General features: G+C 63.9%; 19 protein-coding genes. 12 read left to right on the forward strand and 7 right to left on the reverse strand.

Features of this window, described 5'->3' with window-relative positions; translation table 11 throughout:
* Positions 1-159 precede the first annotated feature (159 nt).
* Complete coding sequence (locus LFT43_RS06630; RefSeq protein ID WP_395801731.1) at positions 160-783, reverse strand: TetR/AcrR family transcriptional regulator; 624 nt, start codon at positions 781-783, stop codon at positions 160-162.
* A gap of 152 nt (positions 784-935) precedes the next feature.
* Here LFT43_RS06630 and LFT43_RS06635 point away from each other — a divergent pair, with 152 nt between their 5' ends.
* The 7 genes from LFT43_RS06635 to LFT43_RS06665 are packed head-to-tail and all read left to right on the forward strand — an operon-like array spanning position 936 to position 8,808.
* The gene (locus tag LFT43_RS06635; protein ID WP_395801732.1) at positions 936-2,543 is read left to right on the forward strand and encodes a carboxyl transferase domain-containing protein; all 1,608 of its coding nucleotides are present in this window, start codon (positions 936-938) and stop codon (positions 2,541-2,543) included.
* Positions 2,544-2,547: 4 nt separating this feature from the next.
* On the forward strand, positions 2,548-4,692 hold the full coding sequence (locus LFT43_RS06640; protein ID WP_395801733.1) for an acetyl/propionyl/methylcrotonyl-CoA carboxylase subunit alpha: 2,145 nt from the start codon (positions 2,548-2,550) through the stop codon (positions 4,690-4,692).
* 2 nt (positions 4,693-4,694) lie between these two features.
* A complete protein-coding gene (locus LFT43_RS06645; protein ID WP_395801734.1) occupies positions 4,695-5,858 on the forward strand; it encodes an acyl-CoA dehydrogenase family protein in 1,164 nt (387 codons plus the stop codon).
* A gap of 19 nt (positions 5,859-5,877) precedes the next feature.
* Complete coding sequence (locus LFT43_RS06650; RefSeq protein ID WP_395801735.1) at positions 5,878-6,687, forward strand: CoA transferase subunit A; 810 nt, start codon at positions 5,878-5,880, stop codon at positions 6,685-6,687.
* 2 nt (positions 6,688-6,689) lie between these two features.
* A complete protein-coding gene (locus LFT43_RS06655; protein ID WP_395801736.1) occupies positions 6,690-7,442 on the forward strand; it encodes a CoA transferase subunit B in 753 nt (250 codons plus the stop codon).
* Positions 7,439-7,975: a MaoC family dehydratase gene (locus LFT43_RS06660; protein WP_395801737.1), complete on the forward strand. Its 537-nt coding sequence runs from the start codon at positions 7,439-7,441 to the stop codon at positions 7,973-7,975. Before LFT43_RS06655 ends, LFT43_RS06660 begins: the two co-directional genes overlap by 4 nt.
* Positions 7,972-8,808, forward strand: coding sequence for an HpcH/HpaI aldolase/citrate lyase family protein (locus LFT43_RS06665; protein ID WP_395801738.1), 837 nt, complete (start codon positions 7,972-7,974; stop codon positions 8,806-8,808). Before LFT43_RS06660 ends, LFT43_RS06665 begins: the two co-directional genes overlap by 4 nt.
* Positions 8,809-8,827: 19 nt before the next feature.
* Here the strand turns inward: LFT43_RS06665 and LFT43_RS06670 are convergent, their stop codons facing one another.
* Positions 8,828-10,294, reverse strand: coding sequence for a lipase maturation factor family protein (locus LFT43_RS06670; protein WP_395801739.1), 1,467 nt, complete (start codon positions 10,292-10,294; stop codon positions 8,828-8,830).
* A 38-nt stretch (positions 10,295-10,332) separates the two neighbouring features.
* On the opposite strand from LFT43_RS06670, the gene dxr reads away from it, so the two are divergent.
* The 5 genes from dxr to LFT43_RS06695 all read left to right on the forward strand — a co-directional run bounded on the left by dxr (position 10,333) and on the right by LFT43_RS06695 (position 15,330).
* Positions 10,333-11,517: a 1-deoxy-D-xylulose-5-phosphate reductoisomerase gene (gene dxr / locus LFT43_RS06675; RefSeq protein ID WP_395801740.1), complete on the forward strand. Its 1,185-nt coding sequence runs from the start codon at positions 10,333-10,335 to the stop codon at positions 11,515-11,517.
* A 17-nt stretch (positions 11,518-11,534) separates the two neighbouring features.
* Positions 11,535-12,866: a M50 family metallopeptidase gene (locus tag LFT43_RS06680; RefSeq protein WP_395801741.1), complete on the forward strand. Its 1,332-nt coding sequence runs from the start codon at positions 11,535-11,537 to the stop codon at positions 12,864-12,866.
* Positions 12,867-12,956: 90 nt separating this feature from the next.
* The gene (locus LFT43_RS06685; protein ID WP_395801742.1) at positions 12,957-13,250 is read left to right on the forward strand and encodes a YciI family protein; all 294 of its coding nucleotides are present in this window, start codon (positions 12,957-12,959) and stop codon (positions 13,248-13,250) included.
* 66 nt (positions 13,251-13,316) lie between these two features.
* A complete protein-coding gene (ispG, locus tag LFT43_RS06690) occupies positions 13,317-14,483 on the forward strand; it encodes a flavodoxin-dependent (E)-4-hydroxy-3-methylbut-2-enyl-diphosphate synthase (RefSeq protein WP_078105708.1) in 1,167 nt (388 codons plus the stop codon).
* Positions 14,446-15,330 carry a GNAT family N-acetyltransferase gene (locus LFT43_RS06695; protein ID WP_395802940.1) on the forward strand — a complete coding sequence of 295 codons (885 nt, stop codon included), beginning with the start codon at positions 14,446-14,448 and terminating at the stop codon, positions 15,328-15,330. Before ispG ends, LFT43_RS06695 begins: the two co-directional genes overlap by 38 nt.
* Positions 15,331-15,551: 221 nt before the next feature.
* Here LFT43_RS06695 and LFT43_RS06700 read toward each other — a convergent pair whose 3' ends face one another.
* From LFT43_RS06700 to LFT43_RS06720, 5 genes are all read right to left on the reverse strand, one after another.
* Positions 15,552-16,148: a recombinase family protein gene (locus LFT43_RS06700; protein WP_395801743.1), complete on the reverse strand. Its 597-nt coding sequence runs from the start codon at positions 16,146-16,148 to the stop codon at positions 15,552-15,554.
* A 160-nt stretch (positions 16,149-16,308) separates the two neighbouring features.
* The gene (locus LFT43_RS06705) at positions 16,309-16,881 is read right to left on the reverse strand and encodes a hypothetical protein (protein ID WP_395801744.1); all 573 of its coding nucleotides are present in this window, start codon (positions 16,879-16,881) and stop codon (positions 16,309-16,311) included.
* A gap of 26 nt (positions 16,882-16,907) precedes the next feature.
* Entirely contained in the window at positions 16,908-19,166 is a 2,259-nt protein-coding gene (locus LFT43_RS06710) for an RHS repeat-associated core domain-containing protein (RefSeq protein ID WP_395801745.1), read from the reverse strand.
* A 49-nt stretch (positions 19,167-19,215) separates the two neighbouring features.
* The gene (locus LFT43_RS06715; RefSeq protein WP_395799580.1) at positions 19,216-20,574 is read right to left on the reverse strand and encodes an IS256 family transposase; all 1,359 of its coding nucleotides are present in this window, start codon (positions 20,572-20,574) and stop codon (positions 19,216-19,218) included.
* 38 nt (positions 20,575-20,612) lie between these two features.
* Positions 20,613-21,671, reverse strand: a complete 1,059-nt coding sequence (locus LFT43_RS06720) for a hypothetical protein (RefSeq protein ID WP_395803220.1) — start codon at positions 21,669-21,671, stop codon at positions 20,613-20,615.
* Between the last annotated feature and the right edge of the window lie 68 nt (positions 21,672-21,739).

Below are 21,739 nucleotides of genomic sequence, written 5' to 3' on the forward strand. Positions count from 1 at the left end.
TCCGCGCGCGCACCGATCCGCGCGGGCACGATGTTCGCGCAACGCTCGCTCACTTTTGGGCCCAAAATGCTTGGCGCTCCTGCACAACTGCCGGCTCGCCGCCGGACAAGTGCAGGAGCGTCCATTAGAAACGCCCCAAAAGTGAGCGCGCGTCGGCGGCTATCGAACGGTCAGTGCCGCCAGCGCCATCCGTTCGAGGATGGGCCTCGCGCTCTTGACCGCCATGCGGCGTCCGTGGTGCCGGACGGAGTGGGGAGTCGAGTTGATCAATCCGAAGGCCGCATGTGCCCGTACCCGCAGTTCGGCAGGATCGGTGTCCGGATGCAATTGGCCGAGAACTCCCACCCACAGTTCCACGTAGTTACGCTGCAGGGTGCGGACTTCGGCCTGGTCGGCATCGCTGAGGTTGCTGAAATCGCGGTCCTGGACACGGATGACATCGGGATTGCTGAGGGCGAAGTCAACATGGAATTCCACCAGCCCGCGCAACGCGGTTTCGGCGTCGGGGGCCTCGGACACCACAGTGCGGCCGCCGTCGAGCAGATTGCGGCTCACGCTCAGCAGCAGCTCGGCAAGGACGGCCTGTTTTCCGGGGAAATGCCGATACACGGCCGGTCCGCTGACTCCTGCGGCGGCTCCCAGGTCCTCCAGCGACACGCGGTTGAAGCCGTCTGCGGCAAAAAGTCCGGCAGCCGCGACCAGGAGCGCCTTGCGCCGGGTTTCCTTGGCCTGGCTCCGCTGGGTCTGGCCGTCCTGCTGCGGGCTCCGCTGGAAGGTGACCACAATTCCTCCTTATTGCAAGCGTCACATTCGACCTGCTGCCGGATCGAGTTCGGCATCGAGGTGATGGACAACACAGTTAATAGAGACTAACCTAAATTCCAGTTATGCGGTACTAACTGAGATGGCCTTTTGGCCGGGATGGGACACGGCCGATGGAGACACTCGCCAGCCAGCTGGATGCCAGCAGCGATCAGTTCGCGGCCAACGCGGAAGCGCAGCTGTCCCTGGTGCAGGAGTTGAAGAAGCGACTTGCCGTGGCCGCGCTCGGTGGACCGGAGAAATCGCGCGAGCGGCACATCTCCCGGGGGAAGCTGTTGCCGCGCGAACGCATCAACTACCTGTTGGACGAGGGCAGCCCCTTTCTGGAGATCGCCCCGCTGGCGGCCAACGGGATGTACAACGATGACTCGCCCGGCGCGGGGGTCATTGTCGGGATCGGCTTGGTCCATGGCCGCCAGGTGATGGTGGTTTCCAACGACGCCACGGTCAAGGGCGGTACGTATTACCCGATGACGGTCAAGAAGCACCTCCGGGCCCAGGAAATCGCCTTGGAGAACAGGCTGCCGTGTGTCTACCTGGTGGATTCCGGAGGAGCGTTCCTGCCCAAGCAGGACGAGGTGTTCCCGGACAAGGAGCACTTTGGCCGGATCTTCTTCAACCAGGCGAAGATGTCCGCCGCGAAGGTCCCGCAGATTGCCTCGGTCATGGGGTCCTGCACCGCCGGGGGCGCCTATGTCCCGGCCATGAGCGACGAGACGGTTATTGTCCGCAACCAGGGCACCATCTTCCTGGGCGGCCCACCCCTCGTGAAGGCCGCCATCGGTGAGATCGTCACGGCAGAGGAACTCGGCGGCGGAGACGTCCACTCGAGGATTTCGGGTGTGACGGACCACCTCGCCGAAAACGATGAGCATGCCCTGCAGATCGTCCGCGACATCGTCTCCACGCTGCCTAAGCCGGCCCCCCCGGCATGGGACGTGGACACTGCCGTCCAGCCGGTGGTGGACCCGGGCGAGATCTATGGTGCCGTTCCCACGGACGTCAACGCCCAATATGACGTCCGCGAAGTCATCGCCCGTCTGGTGGATGGCTCCAGGTTCCATGAGTTCAAGAAGAACTACGGCACCACCCTGGTCACCGGGTTCGCGAAGCTGCACGGCCACCCCGTGGGCATCGTGGCCAACAACGGGGTGCTGTTCAGTGAGTCCTCCCTCAAGGGCGCGCACTTCATTGAGCTCTGCGATCAGCGCGGCATCCCGTTGATCTTCCTGCAGAACCTCTCCGGCTTCATGGTGGGCAAGGACTACGAGCAGGGCGGCATAGCCAAGAACGGCGCCAAGATGGTCACCGCCGTCGCCACCGCCCGCGTCCCCAAGCTGACCGTGGTGATCGGCGGATCCTTCGGCGCCGGAAACTACTCGATGTGCGGCAGGGCCTACTCGCCGCGCTTCTTGTGGATGTGGCCCGCGTCCCGTATTTCGGTCATGGGCGGGAACCAGGCCTCCAGCGTGCTGGCCACCGTCAAACGGGACCAGTACGAGGCCCGCGGCGAGGAATGGTCGGCGGAGGACGAGGAAGCCTTCAAGGCCCCCATCAAGCAGCAATACGAGGACCAAGGCAGCCCCTATTATTCCACCGCCCGACTGTGGGACGACGGCATCATCGACCCCGCCGACACCCGGCGCGTCCTCGGTATGGCCCTGGATACCGTGTCCCGCCAACCCTTGCCGGAAACCTCCTTCGGCCTCTTCCGGATGTGACCCTATGACAATCAACTCCTTCGACACCGTCCTTGTCGCCAACCGCGGCGAGATCGCCTGCCGCGTCATCCGCAGCCTCAAGGCCATGGGCATCCGCGCGGTGGCGGTCTATTCAGACGCCGACGCCGGGGCCCGGCACGTGCGCGAAGCGGACACTGCCGTCCGGATCGGCACAGCCGCGGCGGCCGACAGCTACCTGCGGATAGACGCCATCATCGAGGCGTGCCTGCAAAGCGGCGCCCAAGCCGTCCATCCCGGCTACGGATTCCTGGCCGAGAACGTGGAGTTCGCCAAGGCCTTGGACGCCGCAGGGATCGCGTTCATCGGCCCGGGCATTGACGCCATCGAGATCATGGGCGACAAGATCCGTTCCAAGAACCACGTCATGTCCTATGGCGTACCCTGCGTTCCGGGCATTGCCGAACCGGGCCTGAGCGATGCGGAACTGATCAAGGCGGCGCCCGGCGTCGGCTTCCCCCTGCTCATCAAGCCCTCGGCCGGTGGGGGCGGTAAAGGCATGCACGTGGTGGAGCGGCTGGAGGATATGGCGTCCACGCTGCTGACGGCCCGGCGTGTGGCGGCGAGCGCCTTCGGTGATGACACCCTGTTTCTGGAGAGGCTCGTCCAGGCGCCCCGTCACATCGAGGTCCAGGTCCTTGCCGACAACCATGGCAACGTCATTCACCTTGGCGAGCGCGAGTGTTCGCTTCAGCGCCGCCACCAGAAAGTCATCGAGGAGGCGCCGTCCCCCTTGCTGGAGTCCTTGGCGAATGGTGCGGAAGTCCGGGCGCGGATCGGTGAGGCCGCCTGCCAGGCTGCCCGAAGCGTCAAGTACAGCGGTGCGGGAACGGTCGAGTTCCTTGTCTCGGACAAGGATCCGGAGCACTTCTTCTTCATGGAGATGAACACCCGTCTCCAAGTGGAACACCCGGTCACGGAAATGGTCTCCGGCGTCGACCTTGTCGAATGGCAAGTGCGCATAGCGGCAGGTGAGGTCCTCACAGTCGCACAGTCCGAGGTCGTGCTTGACGGCCACGCGATAGAGGCGCGCGTCTACGCGGAGGTACCCGAACGCGGTTTCATGCCGTCGATCGGCGAGGTCGTCACGCTCCGGGAACGGGCCGGCGACGATCCCCATGTCCGCGTTGACTCCGCCATGCTGCCGGGACTGTCCATCACCGGCGACTACGATCCCATGCTGGCGAAGGTCATTGCTTGGGGCCCGGACCGCAAAGCGGCGTTGGACACCCTTGACCACGCGCTGGGGGACTACACCCTGCTGGGCGTGCACACCAACGTTGAGTATCTACGGCTCCTGATCAACGACCACGACGTCCGGGCCGGGCGCCTCGACACCGGTTTGATCGAGCGAAAGCTGGAGGGGCTGGAGTTCCGTCGGGCGAGCGACGTTGAGCTGATCGCCGCAGCGATCCTGAGCCGTTCGGAGCTGCTGAACCGCCAGGTCCTGGCGCCTGCCGGGACGGAATCGCCCTGGAACACCGCGGATGGTTGGCGCATCGGCGCGCCCGCGCCGTGGAATTCCACCATCGGACTTCCCGACGCCCGCCTGGCCACCGTTGCGCTCACCGGGAACGGTTTGAGCCTCACGGCGCGCGTGGATGACGGCTTCGTGCACTCTGCAGAGATGCGGCCTGGATCCGCGGGACATGCGGCGCTGGTGCTCGACGGCGTCGAGCACCATTTCGCCCACGGCTCGCCCTCTCCGGGAGGCGCCGGATCTGGCCAGCCGCGGGAGCTTTGGCTTGGCAGCGACGGCTGGTCTTGTCGCCTGGAGATCCTGGACCGCGAGGCCCGGCTCCAACGCATCCTCGCGGGCATCCAGCGCGAAGAGGGCGCCGCGGACCCGGAGGTCCGGTCTCCCATGCCGGGAACCGTCGTCTCCGTTTCGGTGCACAACGGCGACCACGTGGAAGCAGGCCAGGTGCTCCTTGCCGTGGAAGCGATGAAGATGGAACACCAATTGCTGGCCTCGGTGTCCGGCACGGTGCATCTCAGCAGCAAGACCGGGGACCTCGTCAAGGCCGACCAGGTCCTCGCAACCATCCACGTGGCGGCAGAGCCCCCTAAAGAATCCACCCCGGAACCAACGGGGGAACCGACAGAAAACCAGAAAGACGAGGAAGTCTAGCCATGGCAAGTTTTGAACTCAGCGAGGAATACCAGGACCTGAGCAACTCCGTCCGGGAATTCGCCGACGAGGTAGTGGCCCCGGTGTCCACCAAGCATGACGAGGAACACAGCTTCCCCTATGAAGTCGTCAAGCAGATGGGCGAGATGGGTCTCTTCGGCCTGCCCTTCTCTGAAGAGTTCGGCGGAATGGGCGGAGACTACTTCGCCCTCGCGCTCGCGCTGGAACAGCTGGGCCGGGTGGACCAGTCCGTGGCGATCACCCTTGAAGCAGGCGTATCGCTGGGCGCCATGCCTGTGTACCGCTTCGGTACACAAGCGCAAAAGGAACAGTGGCTGCCCCAGCTGACCTCTGCCGAAGCGCTCGCCGGGTTCGGCCTGACCGAGCCGGAAGCTGGCTCGGACGCAGGCGGCACCAAGACGAACGCTCACCTTGAAGACGGCCTCTGGGTCATCAACGGCAACAAGGAGTTCATCACGAACTCCGGGACCGACATCACGCGCCTGGTCACCGTCACCGCCGTCACCGGACAGCATGAACGCAAGGACGGGAGCATCAAGAAGGAAATCTCCACCATCCTGGTTCCCACCGACACGCCTGGTTTCACCGCGGAAAAGGCCTACAACAAGGTGGGCTGGAACGCATCCGACACTCACCCGCTCACACTGAACAACGTCCGGGTGCCCGAAGAGAACCTGCTCGGTGTCCAGGGACGGGGTTACGCCAACTTCCTGTCCATCCTGGACGAAGGCCGTATCGCCATCGCCGCGCTCGCCACCGGCGCGGCACAGGGCTGCGTCGAATTGTCAGTGAAATACGCCAAGGAACGTATGGCTTTCGGGCACCACATCGGCAAGTACCAGGCCATCCAGTTCAAGATCGCCCGCATGCAGGCGAGGGCCCACACGGCACGCCTGGCCTACTACGATGCGGCCGCGAGGATGCTGGCCGGCAAGCCGTTCAAGACCGAAGCAGCCATCGCTAAGATGGTCGCAGGCGAGGCAGCCATGGACAACGCACGGGACGCCACCCAGGTGTTCGGTGGCTATGGCTTCATCAACGAATTCACGGTTGCACGGCACTACCGCGACTCCAAGATCCTGGAAGTCGGGGAAGGCACCACCGAGGTCCAGTTGATGCTCATCGCCCGCGAGCTGGGCCTTTAACCGTCAGGGAAGGTAAACGATGATCGACAAAGTTGTTGCCAGCGCCGCGGAAGCGGTGAAGGACATCCACGACGGCGCCTCTCTCGCCGTCGGAGGGTTCGGCTTGTGCGGTATCCCCGTGGCGTTGATCGATGCGCTCCACGATCAAGGCACCAAAGACCTTGAAACGGTCAGCAACAACTGCGGCGTGGACGACTGGGGCCTGGGCATCCTGCTGAGGGACGGACGGATCCGCCGGACTATCAGTTCCTATGTTGGTGAGAACAAGGAGTTCGCCCGGCAGTATTTGGCTGGCGAGCTCGAGGTGGTTCTCACGCCGCAAGGCACGTTGGCTGAGAAACTGCGCGCCGGAGGCGCCGGAATCCCTGCGTTCTTCACGGCGGCAGGCGTCGGGACCCAGGTTTCGGAGGGCGGGCTTCCGCAAAAGTACGACGCCGAAGGGAACGTGGCGATCGCGTCCTCACCCAAGGAAGTGCGTACCTTCAACGGCGCGGACTATGTCCTGGAGGAATCCCTGACGCCCGATTTCGGACTCGTCCATGCCTGGAAGGGCGACCGTCACGGGAACCTCGTCTTCCACGCGACAGCCATGAACTTCAATCCGTTGTGCGCCATGGCTGCCCGGATCACCATCGCCGAGGTGGAAGAGCTCGTGGAGCCAGGCGAACTCGATCCGCAAAGCATCCACACTCCAGGCATTTTCGTCCAGCGGGTCGTGCTTGCACCGGATACGGAGAAGCGCATCGAAAAGCGGACGGTTGCCTTGACCCCGGCATCTGCTGCGGGCACTACCGAAGCTGCCGGCACTACCGATCAGGCAGGAGCGTAGCCATGGAATCGAACATCACCCAGGATGTGCCACCGCGTCCCGAGGCGGTCAGGCACGAGTACCGCCGGGCCAACGTCGAACATCACGAAGGCAAGGGCTGGACGCGGAACGAACTGGCCGCCCGCGTGGCCCGCGAGCTCCGCAACGGACAGTACGTCAACCTGGGGATCGGCATGCCCACCCTGATTCCCAACTACATCCCTGCCGGAGTCGAAGTGATCCTGCATTCCGAAAACGGGATCCTGGGGGTCGGCCCTTATCCGGCCGAGGACGCTGTGGACCCCGACCTGATCAACGCAGGCAAGGAAACGGTCACGGTCAATGCGGGCGCCGCGTTCTTCGACTCGGCAACATCGTTCGGCATGATCCGCGGCGGCCATGTGGACGTGGCCGTGCTGGGCGCCATGGAGGTTGCGGCCAACGGGGACCTGGCCAACTGGATGATCCCGGGAAAGATGGTCAAGGGCATGGGCGGCGCCATGGATCTCGTCTTCGGCGCCAAGCGGGTGATCGTGATGATGGAGCACGTTGACCGCAACGGCAAGCCCAAGATCGTCAAGGAATGCTCGTTGCCGGTGACGGGGAAGGGCTGCGTTGACAGGATCATCACCGATCTCGCCGTGATCGATGTGGTCTCCGAGGGTGGGGAATCGCGGCTGGTCCTGCGCGAGTTGGCGCCGAATGTGTCTGTAGAGGACGTTGCGGCTGCGACCGGCGTCGAGCTTTTCGAAGAAGACCAGGAGCTGACTGTATGACCGCGAGCCCTGAAACCCCGGGCAGCGGTGGACCCCGAATTATTGAGCAGCGGGGGCTCTACTTCGACGAGCTCGAGGAAGACGTCGTCTATACGCATCGCCCGGGACGGACCGTCACGGAAACGGACAACGTCCTGTTCACCACGTTGACCATGAACACCCAGGCATTGCACCTGGACGCGGCCTGGAGTGCAACCCAGCCCTTCGGCCAGCGGCTCATGAACTCGATGTTCACGTTGTCCACCATGGTGGGGCAGTCCGTCACGCAGCTGACCCAAGGCACCATCATCGCCCAGCTTGGCCTCACGGACGTATCTTTTCCGCACCCGCTCTACCACGGCGACACCCTTTACACGGAGACTGTCGTGACCGGGAAGCGGGCGTCGTCGTCGCGCCCCGGGCAGGGCGTCGTGACTATGCAGCACACGGGGCGCAACCAGGACGGCACGGTTGTGGCCTTGGCCACGCGGGCCTGCCTGATGTGGACCCGGACCGCGCATCTCAAGGCGCAACAGGGGACAATCAATACATGACCTTCACGATGGGCCCCGCACTACTTTTCTGCCCCGCCGACCGTCCGGAACGGTACCAAAAGGCCGCCGAGCGTTCCGACGCCGTGATCCTGGACCTCGAGGACGCGGTCGCCCCCGCGGACAAGAAGCGCGCCCGGGGCGCCATCCTCGCCCAGCTTGGCTCGGGTGGCGAGACCGCCGAGCTCGACCCCAGCCGCACGATTGTGCGGGTCAACCCGGTGGGGACCCCGGACTTCGAGAAGGACCTGCACTGCCTCACGCACACGCCGTACCGCACCGTGATGTTGGCCAAGGCCGAGTCCGGTGAACAGCTGAAAGCGCTCGAGGGGTACCACGTCATCGCGCTGTGCGAGACGGCCAAGGGGATCATCAATGCGAGTGAGATCGCCCAGGCCCCCAACGTCGTCGGGCTCATGTGGGGTGCCGAGGACTTGATCGCCTCCATGGGCGGCACCTCCAGCCGCAAGGACGACGGCGGCTACCGGGCCGTCGCCATGGCCTCCCGTTCCGCAGTGCTGCTCGCCGCCAAGGCTGCGGGCAAGGAAGCCATCGATTCGGTGTACGTCGACATTCCCGATCTTGCCGGATTGGCCGTGGAATCCGCAGACGCCATGGCCAGCGGATTCGGAGCGAAGGCCTGCATCCACCCGAACCAGGTTGCCGTGGTCCGCGAAGCCTACGCACCCTCGCCGGACGCCGTCGCTGAGGCACGGGAGCTGCTTGAAGCCGCGGCGGCGGCCGGAACCGGGGTATTCCAGTACAAGGGCAAGATGGTGGACGGTCCTATCCTCAAACACGCCGAATCGACGTTGCACAGGGCCCGGCTTTCCTGAAGGTTCAGTCCTGCCGGATCTAGCGTCCACGCCGCCGCGACGCCGGACGGCCCAAGGGGGCAATGACCTCGTAGAGCTCCATCCGGATCCAACGCTGGCCCGTTTCGCGGAACTCGGCCCTCGTTGCGAAGCGGTACAGGAAGCTGCGCGCCCGCACCCAACGCGGCGGTGCGCCGTCGAACGGGTCTTGGCGCAACAAACGCAAGGTGGGCCGGTCGGCGTCGAGCAGTTTCCCGAGGAACGCGTAGAACCACTCCTCATGCACGGTGCGCAAGGGCAGGAACCACATCAACCAGTCGAGGCGCAGGTGGTACGGCGCCCATTGGCGGGGGAGCCGGCGGACGTCGCCGGGTTTGCCCTTGAAGCCGTATTCGCGCCAGTCGGCCTCATCGACGGGAACGTCCTCCTGCGTGCCCTCCACCACGATTTCCACCCGGTGCCGGGTCACCGTACCGAACGCCCCATAGGTGTTGACCAACTGCCAACGGTTGAAACTCGCGTTCATGAGCTGCTCCCGCGAGAGCAGGTTGCGGATCGGCCAATAGCTGAGCACCAGGAGGAGCACTGTCACCGCGAGTATGACGGCGAGCCACCACACCGGGGTCTGCGGAACCTCCGCAGCCGGGTTCGTCTGCTGCGGAATGAACGGCAGCACAGCGTGGGCGACCGGGTCGCTCACCGCAGCGAAGGCAAGCACGATCGCGGACCAATTGAGCCACGCGAAATTGCCGCTCCCCACAAGCCAAAGCTGCGTGAAGACGACAATTCCGGCGGCAATGGTGGCCAGTGGCTGCGGGGCGAACAGGAAGAATGGCACCACCAGCTGGGCGAAGTGGTTTCCGAGCACCTCCATACGGTGCATCGGTTTGGGCAAGAGATGTGCCTGGCGGCTCAACGGTCCGGGCATGGGCTGCGTCTCGTGGTGGTAGTACAGGGCGGTTAAATCACGCCACTCGCTTCCGCCATGGATCTTGATCATGCCAGCGCCGAACTCCAGCCTGAACAACAGCCACACGAGCAGCACGAGGATGGTCTTAGGCGGGGGAGTCTGGTCCGAACCGAGGAATGCAACCGTGAATCCCATTTCGAGCAGCAGCATCTCCCAGCCAAAGCCATAGAAGGTCTGGCCAACGTTCACGATCGACATGTAAAGCAGCCACAGAGCCAGGAAGGCGGCCAGAGGATGCCAGGGCGGGCCAAGCTGCGGCAGCCCGCCCACGAGCGTCAAGGAAATGGCGAGTCCGGTGGCGCAGACTGCCCGGAGCAAGGAGTCCGAATACTTCCACCGGAAAAGGCTGGGCCTGCGCAAGATCCTGTGACCGTCAACGTACCGCGGGACAGGGAGAAGCCCGTGTTCCCCGAGGAGCGCCGGGAATTGGTTGAGGCTGGACAGGAACGCGATGAAGTAGAGCGCGGCCGTGCCACGCTGAAGCACCTGCCGGGCGAATTCATAGTCCGGCGCCTCGAACCACGAGACCCAGTCCACAAACCAACGCTACGCCTGGGGTGCGGGATACTTAAGCAATGCAGCCGCGCAAGATCATTCTCCTCGGGTCCACTGGTTCCATTGGCACACAGGCTATTGAGGTCGTCGACGCCGCTCCCCACCTGTTCGAGGTCGTGGCCCTCAGCGCGGGTGGCGGCAACCTGGAACTGATCGCGCAGCAGGCTGTCCACACCAAGGCCCAGGCAGTCGGCATCGCCTATGGCGACGCCCATGAACTCCGGAAGCTCATCAGCGCTGCCGCCTCCGCCGCCGGACTCAGGAACTATGATCCGGCGATCATCACAGGGCCGGACGCGTCTACCAAGATTGCCGCGATCGAAGCGGACGTCGTACTCAACGGCATCACGGGTTCCATCGGCTTGGCCCCTACGCTGGCAGCCCTCAAGTCCGGCGCCACCCTCGCCCTGGCGAACAAGGAATCCCTGATTGTGGGCGGTGCGCTCGTGATGGCCGCGGCAGCCGTTGACCAGATCGTGCCCGTGGATTCCGAGCATTCGGCCATTGCCCAGTGCCTCCGCGCGGGAACTGACAAGGAGGTTGAAAAACTCATCCTGACAGCTTCCGGCGGTCCGTTCCGGGGCCGGAACCGCGAGCAACTCCGCGACGTTACGCCGGCCGAGGCCCTTGCCCACCCCACGTGGGATATGGGCCTGATGGTCACCACCAACTCAGCCAGCCTGGTCAACAAAGGCCTGGAAGTCATCGAAGCGCACTTGCTCTTCGACGTCCCTTTGGACAGGATCGACGTCGTGGTGCACCCACAGTCTGTGGTGCACTCCATGGTGGAGTTCGTGGATGGCTCCATCATCGCCCAGGCTTCGCCGCCGGACATGCGGTTGCCCATTGCCCTTGGACTCGGGTGGCCGGACCGCGTGCCCCGAGCCGCCAAGGCCTGCGACTGGACCCAGGCCACCAGTTGGACGTTCGAACCCCTTGACTCGGTAGCATTCCCGGCGGTGGAACTGGCCAAGGACGCCGCGAAGCAAGGCAGTACTTTCCCGGCTGTCTTCAACGCAGCGAACGAGGAAGCCGTTGAAGCCTTCCATGCCGGCAGGATCAGGTTCACGGATATTGTGGACACGGTGGAGTCCGTCCTCAGCGAACATTCAGGATCCTTGGAGCTGACGGTGGACTCGGTGTTGGATGCTGAGAGATGGGCACGCACGCGCACCCACGATCGTTTAGCCAACAGCACCCTTTAGGAAGCAGTACTTAAGGCATGAATCCCGTCATCCTGTTCATTCTCGGAGTCGTCTTCGTCGCGATCGGCGTGGCCGTCTCCATCGCGCTGCACGAGGTGGGGCATCTCGTGCCCGCCAAGCTTTTCAAAGTGCGCGTCACGAAGTACATGATCGGTTTCGGCCCCACCCTCTGGTCCACACGGAAGGGCGAGACCGAATACGGTTTCAAGGCCATTCCGCTCGGCGGCTACGTCTCCATGATCGGCATGTACCCGCCCAACCAAGACGATGGCAGCGTGCGTCCGTCCAGCACCGGCATGTTCCAAACCCTTGCCACCGAGGCCCGGTCCGCGGCCCATGAGGATGTGGGAGCGGACGACCAGAACAGGGTCTTCTACAAGCTGCCGGTCTGGAAAAAGATCATCATCATGCTGGGCGGCCCGGCCATGAACCTGCTCATTGGCCTTGTGCTGACTGCGGTGTTGCTCATGGGCTTCGGTGTATCCACCGCCACTACCACCATTGCCAATGTGTCCAAGTGCCAGGTGAAAGCGGGAGAGACCGTTGATCCCAATTCGCCGAACTGCCAGCTGACCCCGGCGGCGGTCGCCAAGCTCCAACCCAACGACGTTGTCACCAGCTTCGACGGGAAGCCTGTCACCAGCTGGGCTGAAATGAGCAGTTGGATCCGGGCTTCCGCCGGCAAGGCCGTCCAAATCACCGTGGAGCGTGACGGCAAGAGCGTCACCTCCCAAGTAACCCCCGTCCTTTCCGCACGCCCTGTCATCGGAGACAACGGTCAGCCGGCCAAAAGCGCGGACGGCAAGCCGTTATATGAGGAAGTCGGGTTCCTCGGCATCGGTGCCCAGACCGCCATGGTGCCCAAGCCGGCGTCGACCGTTCTTCCGATGGCTGGCGAGAACATCAAGCAAATCGCCGGAGTCATCCTCAACCTGCCCGCCAGGGTGGTCGGCGTGGCGCAGGCGGCCTTCAGTTCGGAGCCGCGCGATCCCAACGGTCCCATCAGTGTGGTGGGAGTCGGCCGGGTAGCCGGTGAAGTCGCCGCCATGGATCAGGTTCCTCTGCAATCACGCATCGGCGCGCTCGTGGGGCTCCTCGCGGGGCTGAACTTCGCGCTCGCCATCTTCAACCTGGTTCCGCTGCTGCCGCTCGACGGCGGACATGTGGCCGGCGCACTCTACGAGGGAGCCCGGCGTCGAATCGCCAAGCTGCGCGGCAAGCCGGATCCCGGCGCTTTCGACATCGCCAAGCTCCTGCCGTTGACGTACGTCGTGGCCAGCGTGCTCATGGCAATGGGGGCGCTGCTGATCTACGCCGACATCGTCAAGCCCGTCAATATCTTTGGCTGATCTGTCTGATCCGGCAAGCGCCGGAGGCGCGCGGTGGACGCCCCGGATCGGGCCGGCCCCCGAATTGTACTGGGGGGATAGGCTATCCATATGACTGTTTTCGCTGTTGAGTACGTGTACGACGCCGAGTCCGCCGAGGTGCGCGACGCGAACCGCCCCGCCCACCGTGCCTGGCTTGCCGGCCTTGCCGAGCAGGGCACCTTGCTGGCAAGCGGTCCTTACGCCGACGGTGCGGGGGCGCTGCTGCTACTCAAGGCCGCAGACGAGTCGGAGCTGAACGCCACGCTGAAAGCGGACCCGTTCGCCGCTGTACAAGGGATTGCAGGCATCCGGACGTCGGAGTGGAATCCCATTATCGGAGTGCTTTCCGCCCACGCTTCCTAGCCGCTTGACCGGACGGGGCCCGGAACCCAGCCCCACGATCCACCCACTTCAACCCAAGGAGTCCACGTGACCTCGGTCAGCCTGGGAATGCCATCAGCCCCGCCCCCCGTTCTCGCGCCCCGCCGCAAGACCCGCCAGATCAAGGTGGGTTCGGTGGGCGTTGGCTCCGATTCACCCATCAGCGTGCAATCGATGACTACCACCCCCACCACGGACATCAACGCCACACTGCAGCAGATCGCAGAGCTGACGGCGTCCGGCTGTGACATCGTGCGTGTCGCTTGCCCTTCCGCGGATGACGCCGAGGCGCTGCCGATCATCGCCCGCAAGTCGCAGATCCCGGTCATCGCGGACATCCACTTCCAGCCCAAATACGTCTTCGCCGCGATCGAGGCCGGTTGCGCGGCGGTACGGGTCAATCCGGGCAACATCCGCAAGTTCGACGACCAGGTGAAGGAAATCGCCAAGGCCGCCAAGGACCACGGGACTTCCATCCGGATCGGCGTCAACGCGGGATCCCTGGAGCCCGGCATCCTGAAGAAGTACGGCAAGGCCACACCGGAAGCCCTCGTGGAATCGGCAGTTTGGGAAGCTTCCCTGTTCGAAGAACACGGCTTTCACGATTTCAAGATCTCGGTCAAGCACAACGACCCCGTGATCATGGTGGCGGCCTACGAGATGCTTGCCGAAAAGGGCGACTGGCCCCTGCACCTTGGCGTGACCGAGGCCGGGCCGGCGTTCCAGGGGACCATCAAGTCCGCAACTGCCTTCGGTGCACTTCTGTCCCGCGGCATCGGCGACACCATCCGCGTATCCCTGTCGGCGCCGCCCGTTGAGGAAATCAAGGTAGGCAACCAGATCCTGCAGTCCCTCAACCTGCGCCCGCGCAAGCTTGAAATTGTCTCCTGCCCCTCCTGCGGACGCGCCCAGGTGGACGTCTACACGCTCGCCGAGCAGGTCACCGCCGGACTTGAAGGAATGGAGATTCCGCTGCGCGTCGCCGTCATGGGTTGCGTGGTGAACGGTCCGGGTGAGGCTCGCGAAGCCGATCTGGGCGTTGCTTCCGGAAACGGCAAGGGGCAGATCTTCGTGAAGGGGGAAGTCATCAAGACTGTTCCCGAGAGCCAGATTGTTGAGACACTGATCGAAGAGGCCATGCGTATCGCTGAAGAGATGGGGGAGGCCGATGGCGAAGATGCTGTCAAGGGTAGCCCCGTGGTTAGCGTCTCGTAACGAGACTAGCGCCGATGGGATTTCCGTCCGGGTGCTCGGCGCTGCCGACACCCGGTCCCTTCGCGCGCTCGCGATGGAAGACGCAGTAGCGAACGTCTTCATTTTGGCGCACCTTGACTCATCGGGGAGCGCCGCCCCTACTTCCGGCGGCGCGAGCGTGTTCGGAGTGTTCGACGGCGACACCCTGGTGGGTGCCTGCTGGGCCGGTGCCAATCTGGTTCCGGTGCAGCTCGACCCGGAACTGGCTGCCCGCGTGGCCACAGCTGCGCACCGGGCGGGCCGTCGCTATGCCTCGATCTTCGGGCCCGCGGAGTCCGTGCTGGCACTTCACTCCCGGTTGGAGCAACTGGGTCATTTCGCCCACGAGGTTCGCGCCGACCAGCCGCTTCTGGCAATATCAGGGCCACCCGCTGTCCAAGCCAACCCGCAGCTCTGTTTCGGAGACATCGCGGACTTTGACCGCATCCTGCCCGCTTGTGCAGCCATGTTCGAAGAAGAAGTGGGTTATTCGCCCTTTCTGGGGAGCGAGGACTTCTACAGCCGCCGGGTGGCCGGGCTGATCCGGCAAGGCCATTCCTTGGTGCACATCGACGGTGGAACCGTGAAGTTCAAAGCCGAACTCGGTGCCGTCACGGCGCAGGCAACCCAGGTCCAAGGCGTCTGGATGAACCCCGAGTTCCGCGGCCAAGGACTCAGCGCCGGGTACATGGCGGGTGTGGTTGTCCTGGCCCAGAAGTTCGCGCCGATCACCAGCCTGTACGTCAACGAATACAACACCAGGGCGCGAGCCACGTATGAGCGGGTCGGTTTCCAACGCCTCGGAACCTTCGCCACTGTGCTGTACTGACCGCCGCTGTGCCGGTTACTTGGCCCGGTCCTCCTGAGAGTGTTGTCAGGGGCAATCTAGACCCGGTCCTCCTGAAGGTGTCGTGAGCCGCCCAAGTTTGGTTAGTGCGCGGGTGTGATACCCAAAGTCTTTTGCACGGGTGAGCTGATCTTCCGGGGTTGCGCAGGCGACTGCTGAGCGGCGGATCTTCCTTACTCGTTTGCACGGAGGCGTCCATTTGCTCAGCACACGCCTGCACGATTCGTCTGTGGTGCTCTACTGGGGTTCCGGTTAAGGTATTGGTAGACGGTTTGGCGACTGACCCCGAATTCCCGGGCGAGTGCGGCTTTCGCCTCGCCGGCGGCGGCGCGCCGTACCAGGTCGGCCGCCTGCCCGTCGTTCAGCGCCTTGCCCCTGCCTTTGTAGACGCCGGCCTTTTTGGCCAGCGTGATCCCTTCACGTTGCCGTTCCCGGATGAGTGCCCGTTCAAACTCGGCGAACGCCCCCATCACCGACAACAGGAACGTCGCCATCGCGGTGTCGTCTCCGGTAAAGGTCAGGTTCTCCTTTACGAACCGGACCTGCACCTTCTTCTCGGTCAGCCGGCGGACGCTGGCGCGCAGGTCATCGAGGTTCCTGGCCAGGCGGTCCATTGAGTGCACCAGGACGGTGTCGCCGTCGCGGGCGAAATCGATCAATGCTTCCAGCTGCGGGCGGTTTTGGTCCTTCCCCGACGCGTGGTCCATGAAAACCCGGTCGAGATGCTCGCCGTCGAGCTGCCGGACGGTGTTCTGGTCCAGCGAGCTGACCCGTATATAGCCGAAAGTCTGGCCAGTCATTGTTCCCCACCCTGTAGTGTCAGGGCAACTCTAAGAGCCCGCCACCCATGTGTCAAAAAATGCCTGGCTCGACCCCAGCCTGACACGTATCCACTGGGATCGTTTCACGCCGGGCTTACGTCCGTTTGGGGTGTACCCCAGACTGACAAAGCCACAACGCTCAAGATCGCTGTTTCAACAGTGCTCTGGCCTCTTTGCCGAACAACGGATCATTCCGTAGCGACTCCACTGCATTGCGCCCAATATCGCCACCGACGCGCACGATCGTGCTGAGGAAGAGGATCCGCGAACTTCCGCGGGTGGTTTCATTCAGCAGATCCAACAATGCATTGAGGTTTTCCGGGGTCGCAGAGGCTGCCAACGCAACTGCCAGTCCCTGCTCCTCGTCCGGTCCTGTCGCGCGCAAGTAGAGCTCACGAAGACGGGGCCAGTAGATCTGTGCTGGTTTGACGGCCAGGGCACGCCCCAGGCCCTCCAACACTCGATCCGGGTACCCACCACGTTCCAAATGTTCGAAGAGCACAGGTAAGGCGGCAGGATACGGGTCAGCGGTGTTCACCAGATCCCATACAGACTTGACGTCGAGGCCAACTCCGCGTAAATCCTCCACAATTGGCTGCTCAGCCTTTCGGAACAGACTCACCCTCGCTTGATGCTCGGCGTCAAAGGCTGCCTTCTTGCTCTGATACTCCTGGTCCTTCTGAAGCTGAGCCATGAACTCAGTCGCGCTCATCGCACCGGACTTCTTATTCGAACGGGTCACGGGATGAATTTTAGATTGAATCTGGGGGTGTCGGCGATCGCGTCCTGCAGAGGTCCCGAAAGCGTCGTTGGGTTCGCGCCGCCACGCACGTAGAGGTCAAAGACTCGCCCAGTATCTTTCGCGAACTTCAGACTGTCTTTGAGCTGTCGGGTAAACGATTGCCGAGCCACATTTTTGACCTCAGAGACCGCTTCATCGGTGAGGCCGTCGAAGATGCGTTTCCGACCATCGATTTCTGCCGCCTTCTTCAGACCGATATCGAAGGCACCTCTAACTGCATCTTCGCCCGCCTGGCCAAGACGGACAATCTCAGCGCCATTCTTCGCTGCGGCTGCCGATGCAAGATTCGCGTTCCCGACTGCCGCGGTAGCCGCTTGGCTGGCAGCGTGCATGATGGCGTTTGCGGCTGCCAGGGCGGCCCCGTCGTTCCGGGCCCCGTGGTCGTTGGTTGACGAGGGCCTTTGGGGGATGGCGGGGAAGTATGTTCCTGTGGCCTGTGGGTAGTCGGCGACGTAGCCGTCGTCCGCACCGATGCTACCGACCATTGGCCTGTCAAAGGAGATGGTGCTGTCCGCGGATGCGGGTATCGCGGGGTAGCTGGAACTGGGCTCTGCTGCTGATGTTCCGGATGAGCTTTGCTGTTCCCAGGGCCAATGGATCGTAGGCAATTGGAACGAAGGCATCTGGATTGGGTGTGCGCTGAGTTGGGTTGAGAACCAGTCGATAAGGACGCCGGCTAACGCCAAACCCCCAAGTGCGAGGGCGTCGTCGCCGCCCCAGTCGAGCCCTGAGGGGTCGCGGTGGTTGACGGGGTCCTGGCCGGCGTAGGCGTAGGGGCTGTATTTGTTCGGTTCGGTTGGATCCAGGACCGGGTCGGGGCTGGTGAAGGCGCCTAGTACGGGGTCGAGGTCGCGGGCGCCGAGGTGGGTGAGGGTGCTGATGGTGTCGGTGAGTCCGCCGATGTACCCATTGACGGCTCCGTAGCCTGCCGGGTTCGCGGCGTTGGACCCCACACCTGTGGTGGCACCCGCGGCGGTGGCGTACGCGCCTGCTCCTGCCGCGGTCTGGGTGGGTCCGCGGGCGAGGCCGACGGGGTCGGTGTAGCGGGTTTGGGCGGTGACCGGCGTGGCCCCGCTGCTGGCCTGCACGATGGTCTGGGCCGTGTCGACACCGTCGCTGAGGATGAAGGCGAGCCTCACGGTACCGCCGGCTGCGGTGCGTTGCGCGACGGTCTTCCCGGCTAGGCCGTAGGTCTTGCTCGCGGTCTTCACCCCTGCCGGCGTGGAGTGGGCGGTGATCGAGCCGATGGTGACGGTGGTGCCGGTTCCGTCGGTGATCCCGACGAGGTTCCCGCCGGCGTCGTAGTACCGGGTTCCGGTACTGCCCGCGGTCCCGGTCACCGGGGCGGGCGGGGTGCCCGCGGCGGCGGAGGGGTTCGGGTTCGCCGGAAGGGTGCTGGAGCCGGCGGTGGTGAGAAGTTTCCCGTCCGCTGTGTAGGACAGGTTTTCACCGGCCCGGCCGGTCATCCGCCCTGCCGCGTCCCAGCCGAAGGTGCTGGTCGTGGCCGACCCGCTGGCCGGGGTGGACGTCAGGGACTGAAGCTGGTGCGGGCCCGGCTGGCCGCCGGTCGCAGGCGCGTTGAAGTAGCCGGTGGTGTCCGCGATGATATCCACGGTCCCGGAGGAATTGTTCGTGAAGGAAATCGTCCCGTCAGGCCCGACCGGGGTGATCGCGAAGTCGGGGATGATCTGACCGGGCCCGTAGTTCAGGTTCGAGGTGCCCGGCTGCTGTGTCCCGCCGGCGTACGCGGTGATGAAGCCGTTGGACGTGGTGTTGGCGACGGTGATGTTCATCGCGACGGCGGACACCCCCGTGGCGGGGAGCCCGCCGCGGCCGGTGACCTTCACGCTCACGGTCTGCCCCGCCCCGACCGGTCCGGTGACCCCGCCGGTGCCGTTGCGGGTGTCCAGCTGCCGGAACGGGGCCTGCGCGGAAAACGCCCCCGGGGTTGAGGGTGTCCCGGACAGGTAGTAGCCGGAGGTGTCCGCGATGATCTGCACGGTCCCGGAGGAATTGTTCGTGAACGAGACCGTCCCGTCCGTCCCGACGGGGGTGACGGCGAAGTTGGAGACGATCTGGCCGGGTCCGTAGTTCACGTTCGAGGTGTTTGGCTGCGTGGTGCCGCCGGCGTAGGCGGTGATGACCCCGTTCGAGGTGGCGCTGGCGACGGTGATGTTCATCGCGACGGCGGACACGCCGGTGAGCCTGTCAAGTTGTTTGTGTGTGTGGGGTCGGGAGTCATTTTTAGCTGAGGTAGGGTTCGAGTCGTTCGGGGTAGGTGATGCTCAGGACTCCCAGGGCCTGGATCCAGCCGGCGGTGGCTGCCCCTTCGACGAGGTGGTTGCCGGAGGATTCCTTGTCGGTGGTTCTGGTTTTCTGGCGTTCTCTGGCGCGTTTGTCTTCGATGTTGCAGATGGCGAGCCAGAGCAGTTTCACTGCGGCCTGGTCGTTGGGGAAATGGCCCCGGTTCTTGATGATCTTGCGCAGTTGGTAGTTCAGGGACTCGATCGCGTTGGTCGTGTAGATGACTTTCCGCAGCGCCGGTGGGAAAGCCAGGAAGGGGATGAACCGTTCCCAGGCGTTTTCCCAGGTCTTGAGAGCTGCCGGGTACTTTTGTCCCCATTCCCCGGCGGCGAACTCCTCCCGGGCCGTCAGGGCCGCTTCGATGGTCGGGGCGGTGTAGATGTTCCGCAGGCAGGCGGCGACCTTCTTCCTGTCCCCGTAAGCGACGAAGCGCATGGAGGCCCGGACCAGGTGCACGACACAGGTCTGCACGGTGGTGTTGGCCCAGGTCGCCTGGATCGCCTCGGGGAACCCGGTGAGCCCGTCGCAGCAGGCGATCAGCACGTCTTTGACACCGCGGTTGGCCAGTTCCGCGCAGACCCCTGCCCAGAACTTCGCCCCTTCGGAAGCCTGGATCCAGATCCCGAGCACGCGCTTGACCCCGTCAAGATCCACGCCGACGGCGATGTGGGCGGCTTTGTTCTTCACCTGATGCCCGTCCCGGATTTTCACCACGATCGCGTCCAGATACAGGATCGGGTAGATCGGATCCAGCGGCCGGGACTGCCAGGCCATGACCTCTTCGAGGACGTCGTCGGTGATCTTGGAAATCGTCTCGCGGGATAGTTCGGTACCGATCGTCGATTCCAGGTGGTGTTCGATGTCCCGGATCGTCATTCCACCTGCATAAAGGCTGATGATCATGTCATCGAGCCCGCCGGTGCGCCGTGAACCTCTTGGAACCAGTTGCGGGGTGAAGGTGCCCGCCCGGTCCCGCGGAATGGCAAGACCGACGTCTCCGACCGTGGAGGCCACCGTTTTGGGGTAGCTGCCGTTCCTGGAGTTCGGCAGCAGCCGGGCAGCAGGATCACCCTTTTCATACCCCAGATGCTCGCTCAGTTCGGTCTGCAGGCCCCGCTCAAGCACGGCCTTGATCATCAGGTTCAGGAACCCGTCCTTGCCATCGATCTGAAGCCGGCCGGCATCGATCTGTTCCATCAGCTCATCAAAGGCACCCGAGGCCTTGAGCGCCTCGAGGTCCCCGGCCGCGGCAACCTTTTCCGCGAGTTCCGCACCGAGCTCTTCATGGGAATCAATCATGGACAAAGTGTTCTCCAATCACACGAGGACCGGAACCCCTACACAATCCATCTGACACCCTCACGCCGGTCGCGGGGAGGCCGCCGCGGCCGGTGACCTTCACGCTCACGGTCTGCCCGGACCCGACGGGTCCGGTGAACCTCTTCCGGATCCTGCCATTTCCTGGCACCGTCCACGAAAACCTCGCGACGACGCAGACCATCCCGTAAGGACACGAGCAGGCAAAGCTCGTAAGGGATCCGCTCAATCCTGCCCTTCTCGTCCCGGACAGCGCCCTCCCAGGACCTGGGCACCACTCCCGCAACCGGGACTGGATCTGTGGGCGCGAAGAACTGGCTCTTACTTCCGGCATCCGCGTACCTTTTCAGCAACGCGATGGCATCCATGATGGGCCGGAACGCCGTGTTATGGCACCGGAACCGCAGCACGGACAGCAGTGCCGGCAGCATCCGCCGGTAATGATTCGAGTACGAACCACGCAACACGGTCCGGACTTTGCCCTGGAACACGCGCTCGTTGGCTTTTGCCTCCTGGACCAGCTGCCGCAGGGTCTTCTCACTCACCACCGGGAACACGGCCTTCCGGACCGTCTCATCAGGGCATGCAACCGCTGTCTCTGCCAGTTTGAACAGCAAGGCCGTCTTCCCATGGACCCTTTGCAGGTCCTCGGTCATTTCTTTCTCGACCTTCTTCACCGCGCTGGTATTGATCTTCAACACCAGCACGAGCAGCAGATCGACCAGGGTGTCAGCGATCTCCGCCGTGCGTTGATGACACAACGCCGCCAAGAGCGTCAACCGCACCGGGGGCGCGTCCTGGAAATCCGATGGATACATCCGGGCCGCTCTGGCCCGCCACGCGCTCACGACCTTCTCCGACACCCCGGCGAACAAGCCGGGCGCTAAATCAAGAGCCTGGGCTGCTGAAAGCTTCTCCACTTCTGCCAGCAACGATTCCAAACCAGCCGGGCCCGGATCAGCCTTCAACACCGACAACAGAGAACCCGCTGTTCCATCAGCGACGAGGGCCTCCAGGCCAGCGGCGCCGTCCTGCCCCAGAACCTCGACGACATCGGCACACAGGCGCTGCTCAAACAACGCCGGGCCAGCACCAACAATCCTGCCCGCACGCCCCGGCGGCTCAATACGCTCCTGACGGCACCGGG

Source organism: Arthrobacter sp. FW306-04-A (assembly GCF_044358315.1).
In the GTDB taxonomy this organism is placed as follows: Bacteria; Actinomycetota; Actinomycetes; order Actinomycetales; family Micrococcaceae; genus Arthrobacter.

Excerpts from the sequence above, each read along its gene's own strand:
- LFT43_RS06705 (WP_395801744.1), bottom strand. The coding sequence starts at position 16,881 with ATGAGCGCGACTGAGTTCATGGCTCAGCTTCAGAAGGACCAGGAGTAT.
- LFT43_RS06635 (WP_395801732.1), top strand. The coding sequence starts at position 936 with ATGGAGACACTCGCCAGCCAGCTGGATGCCAGCAGCGATCAGTTCGCG.
- LFT43_RS06715 (WP_395799580.1), bottom strand. The coding sequence starts at position 20,574 with ATGATTGATTCCCATGAAGAGCTCGGTGCGGAACTCGCGGAAAAGGTT.
- LFT43_RS06695 (WP_395802940.1), top strand. The coding sequence starts at position 14,446 with ATGCTGTCAAGGGTAGCCCCGTGGTTAGCGTCTCGTAACGAGACTAGC.
- dxr (WP_395801740.1), top strand. The coding sequence starts at position 10,333 with ATGCAGCCGCGCAAGATCATTCTCCTCGGGTCCACTGGTTCCATTGGC.
- LFT43_RS06640 (WP_395801733.1), top strand. The coding sequence starts at position 2,548 with ATGACAATCAACTCCTTCGACACCGTCCTTGTCGCCAACCGCGGCGAG.
- LFT43_RS06680 (WP_395801741.1), top strand. The coding sequence starts at position 11,535 with ATGAATCCCGTCATCCTGTTCATTCTCGGAGTCGTCTTCGTCGCGATC.
- LFT43_RS06665 (WP_395801738.1), top strand. The coding sequence starts at position 7,972 with ATGACCTTCACGATGGGCCCCGCACTACTTTTCTGCCCCGCCGACCGT.
- LFT43_RS06650 (WP_395801735.1), top strand. The coding sequence starts at position 5,878 with ATGATCGACAAAGTTGTTGCCAGCGCCGCGGAAGCGGTGAAGGACATC.
- LFT43_RS06700 (WP_395801743.1), bottom strand. The coding sequence starts at position 16,148 with ATGACTGGCCAGACTTTCGGCTATATACGGGTCAGCTCGCTGGACCAG.
- LFT43_RS06645 (WP_395801734.1), top strand. The coding sequence starts at position 4,695 with ATGGCAAGTTTTGAACTCAGCGAGGAATACCAGGACCTGAGCAACTCC.
- LFT43_RS06685 (WP_395801742.1), top strand. The coding sequence starts at position 12,957 with ATGACTGTTTTCGCTGTTGAGTACGTGTACGACGCCGAGTCCGCCGAG.
- LFT43_RS06660 (WP_395801737.1), top strand. The coding sequence starts at position 7,439 with ATGACCGCGAGCCCTGAAACCCCGGGCAGCGGTGGACCCCGAATTATT.
- LFT43_RS06655 (WP_395801736.1), top strand. The coding sequence starts at position 6,690 with ATGGAATCGAACATCACCCAGGATGTGCCACCGCGTCCCGAGGCGGTC.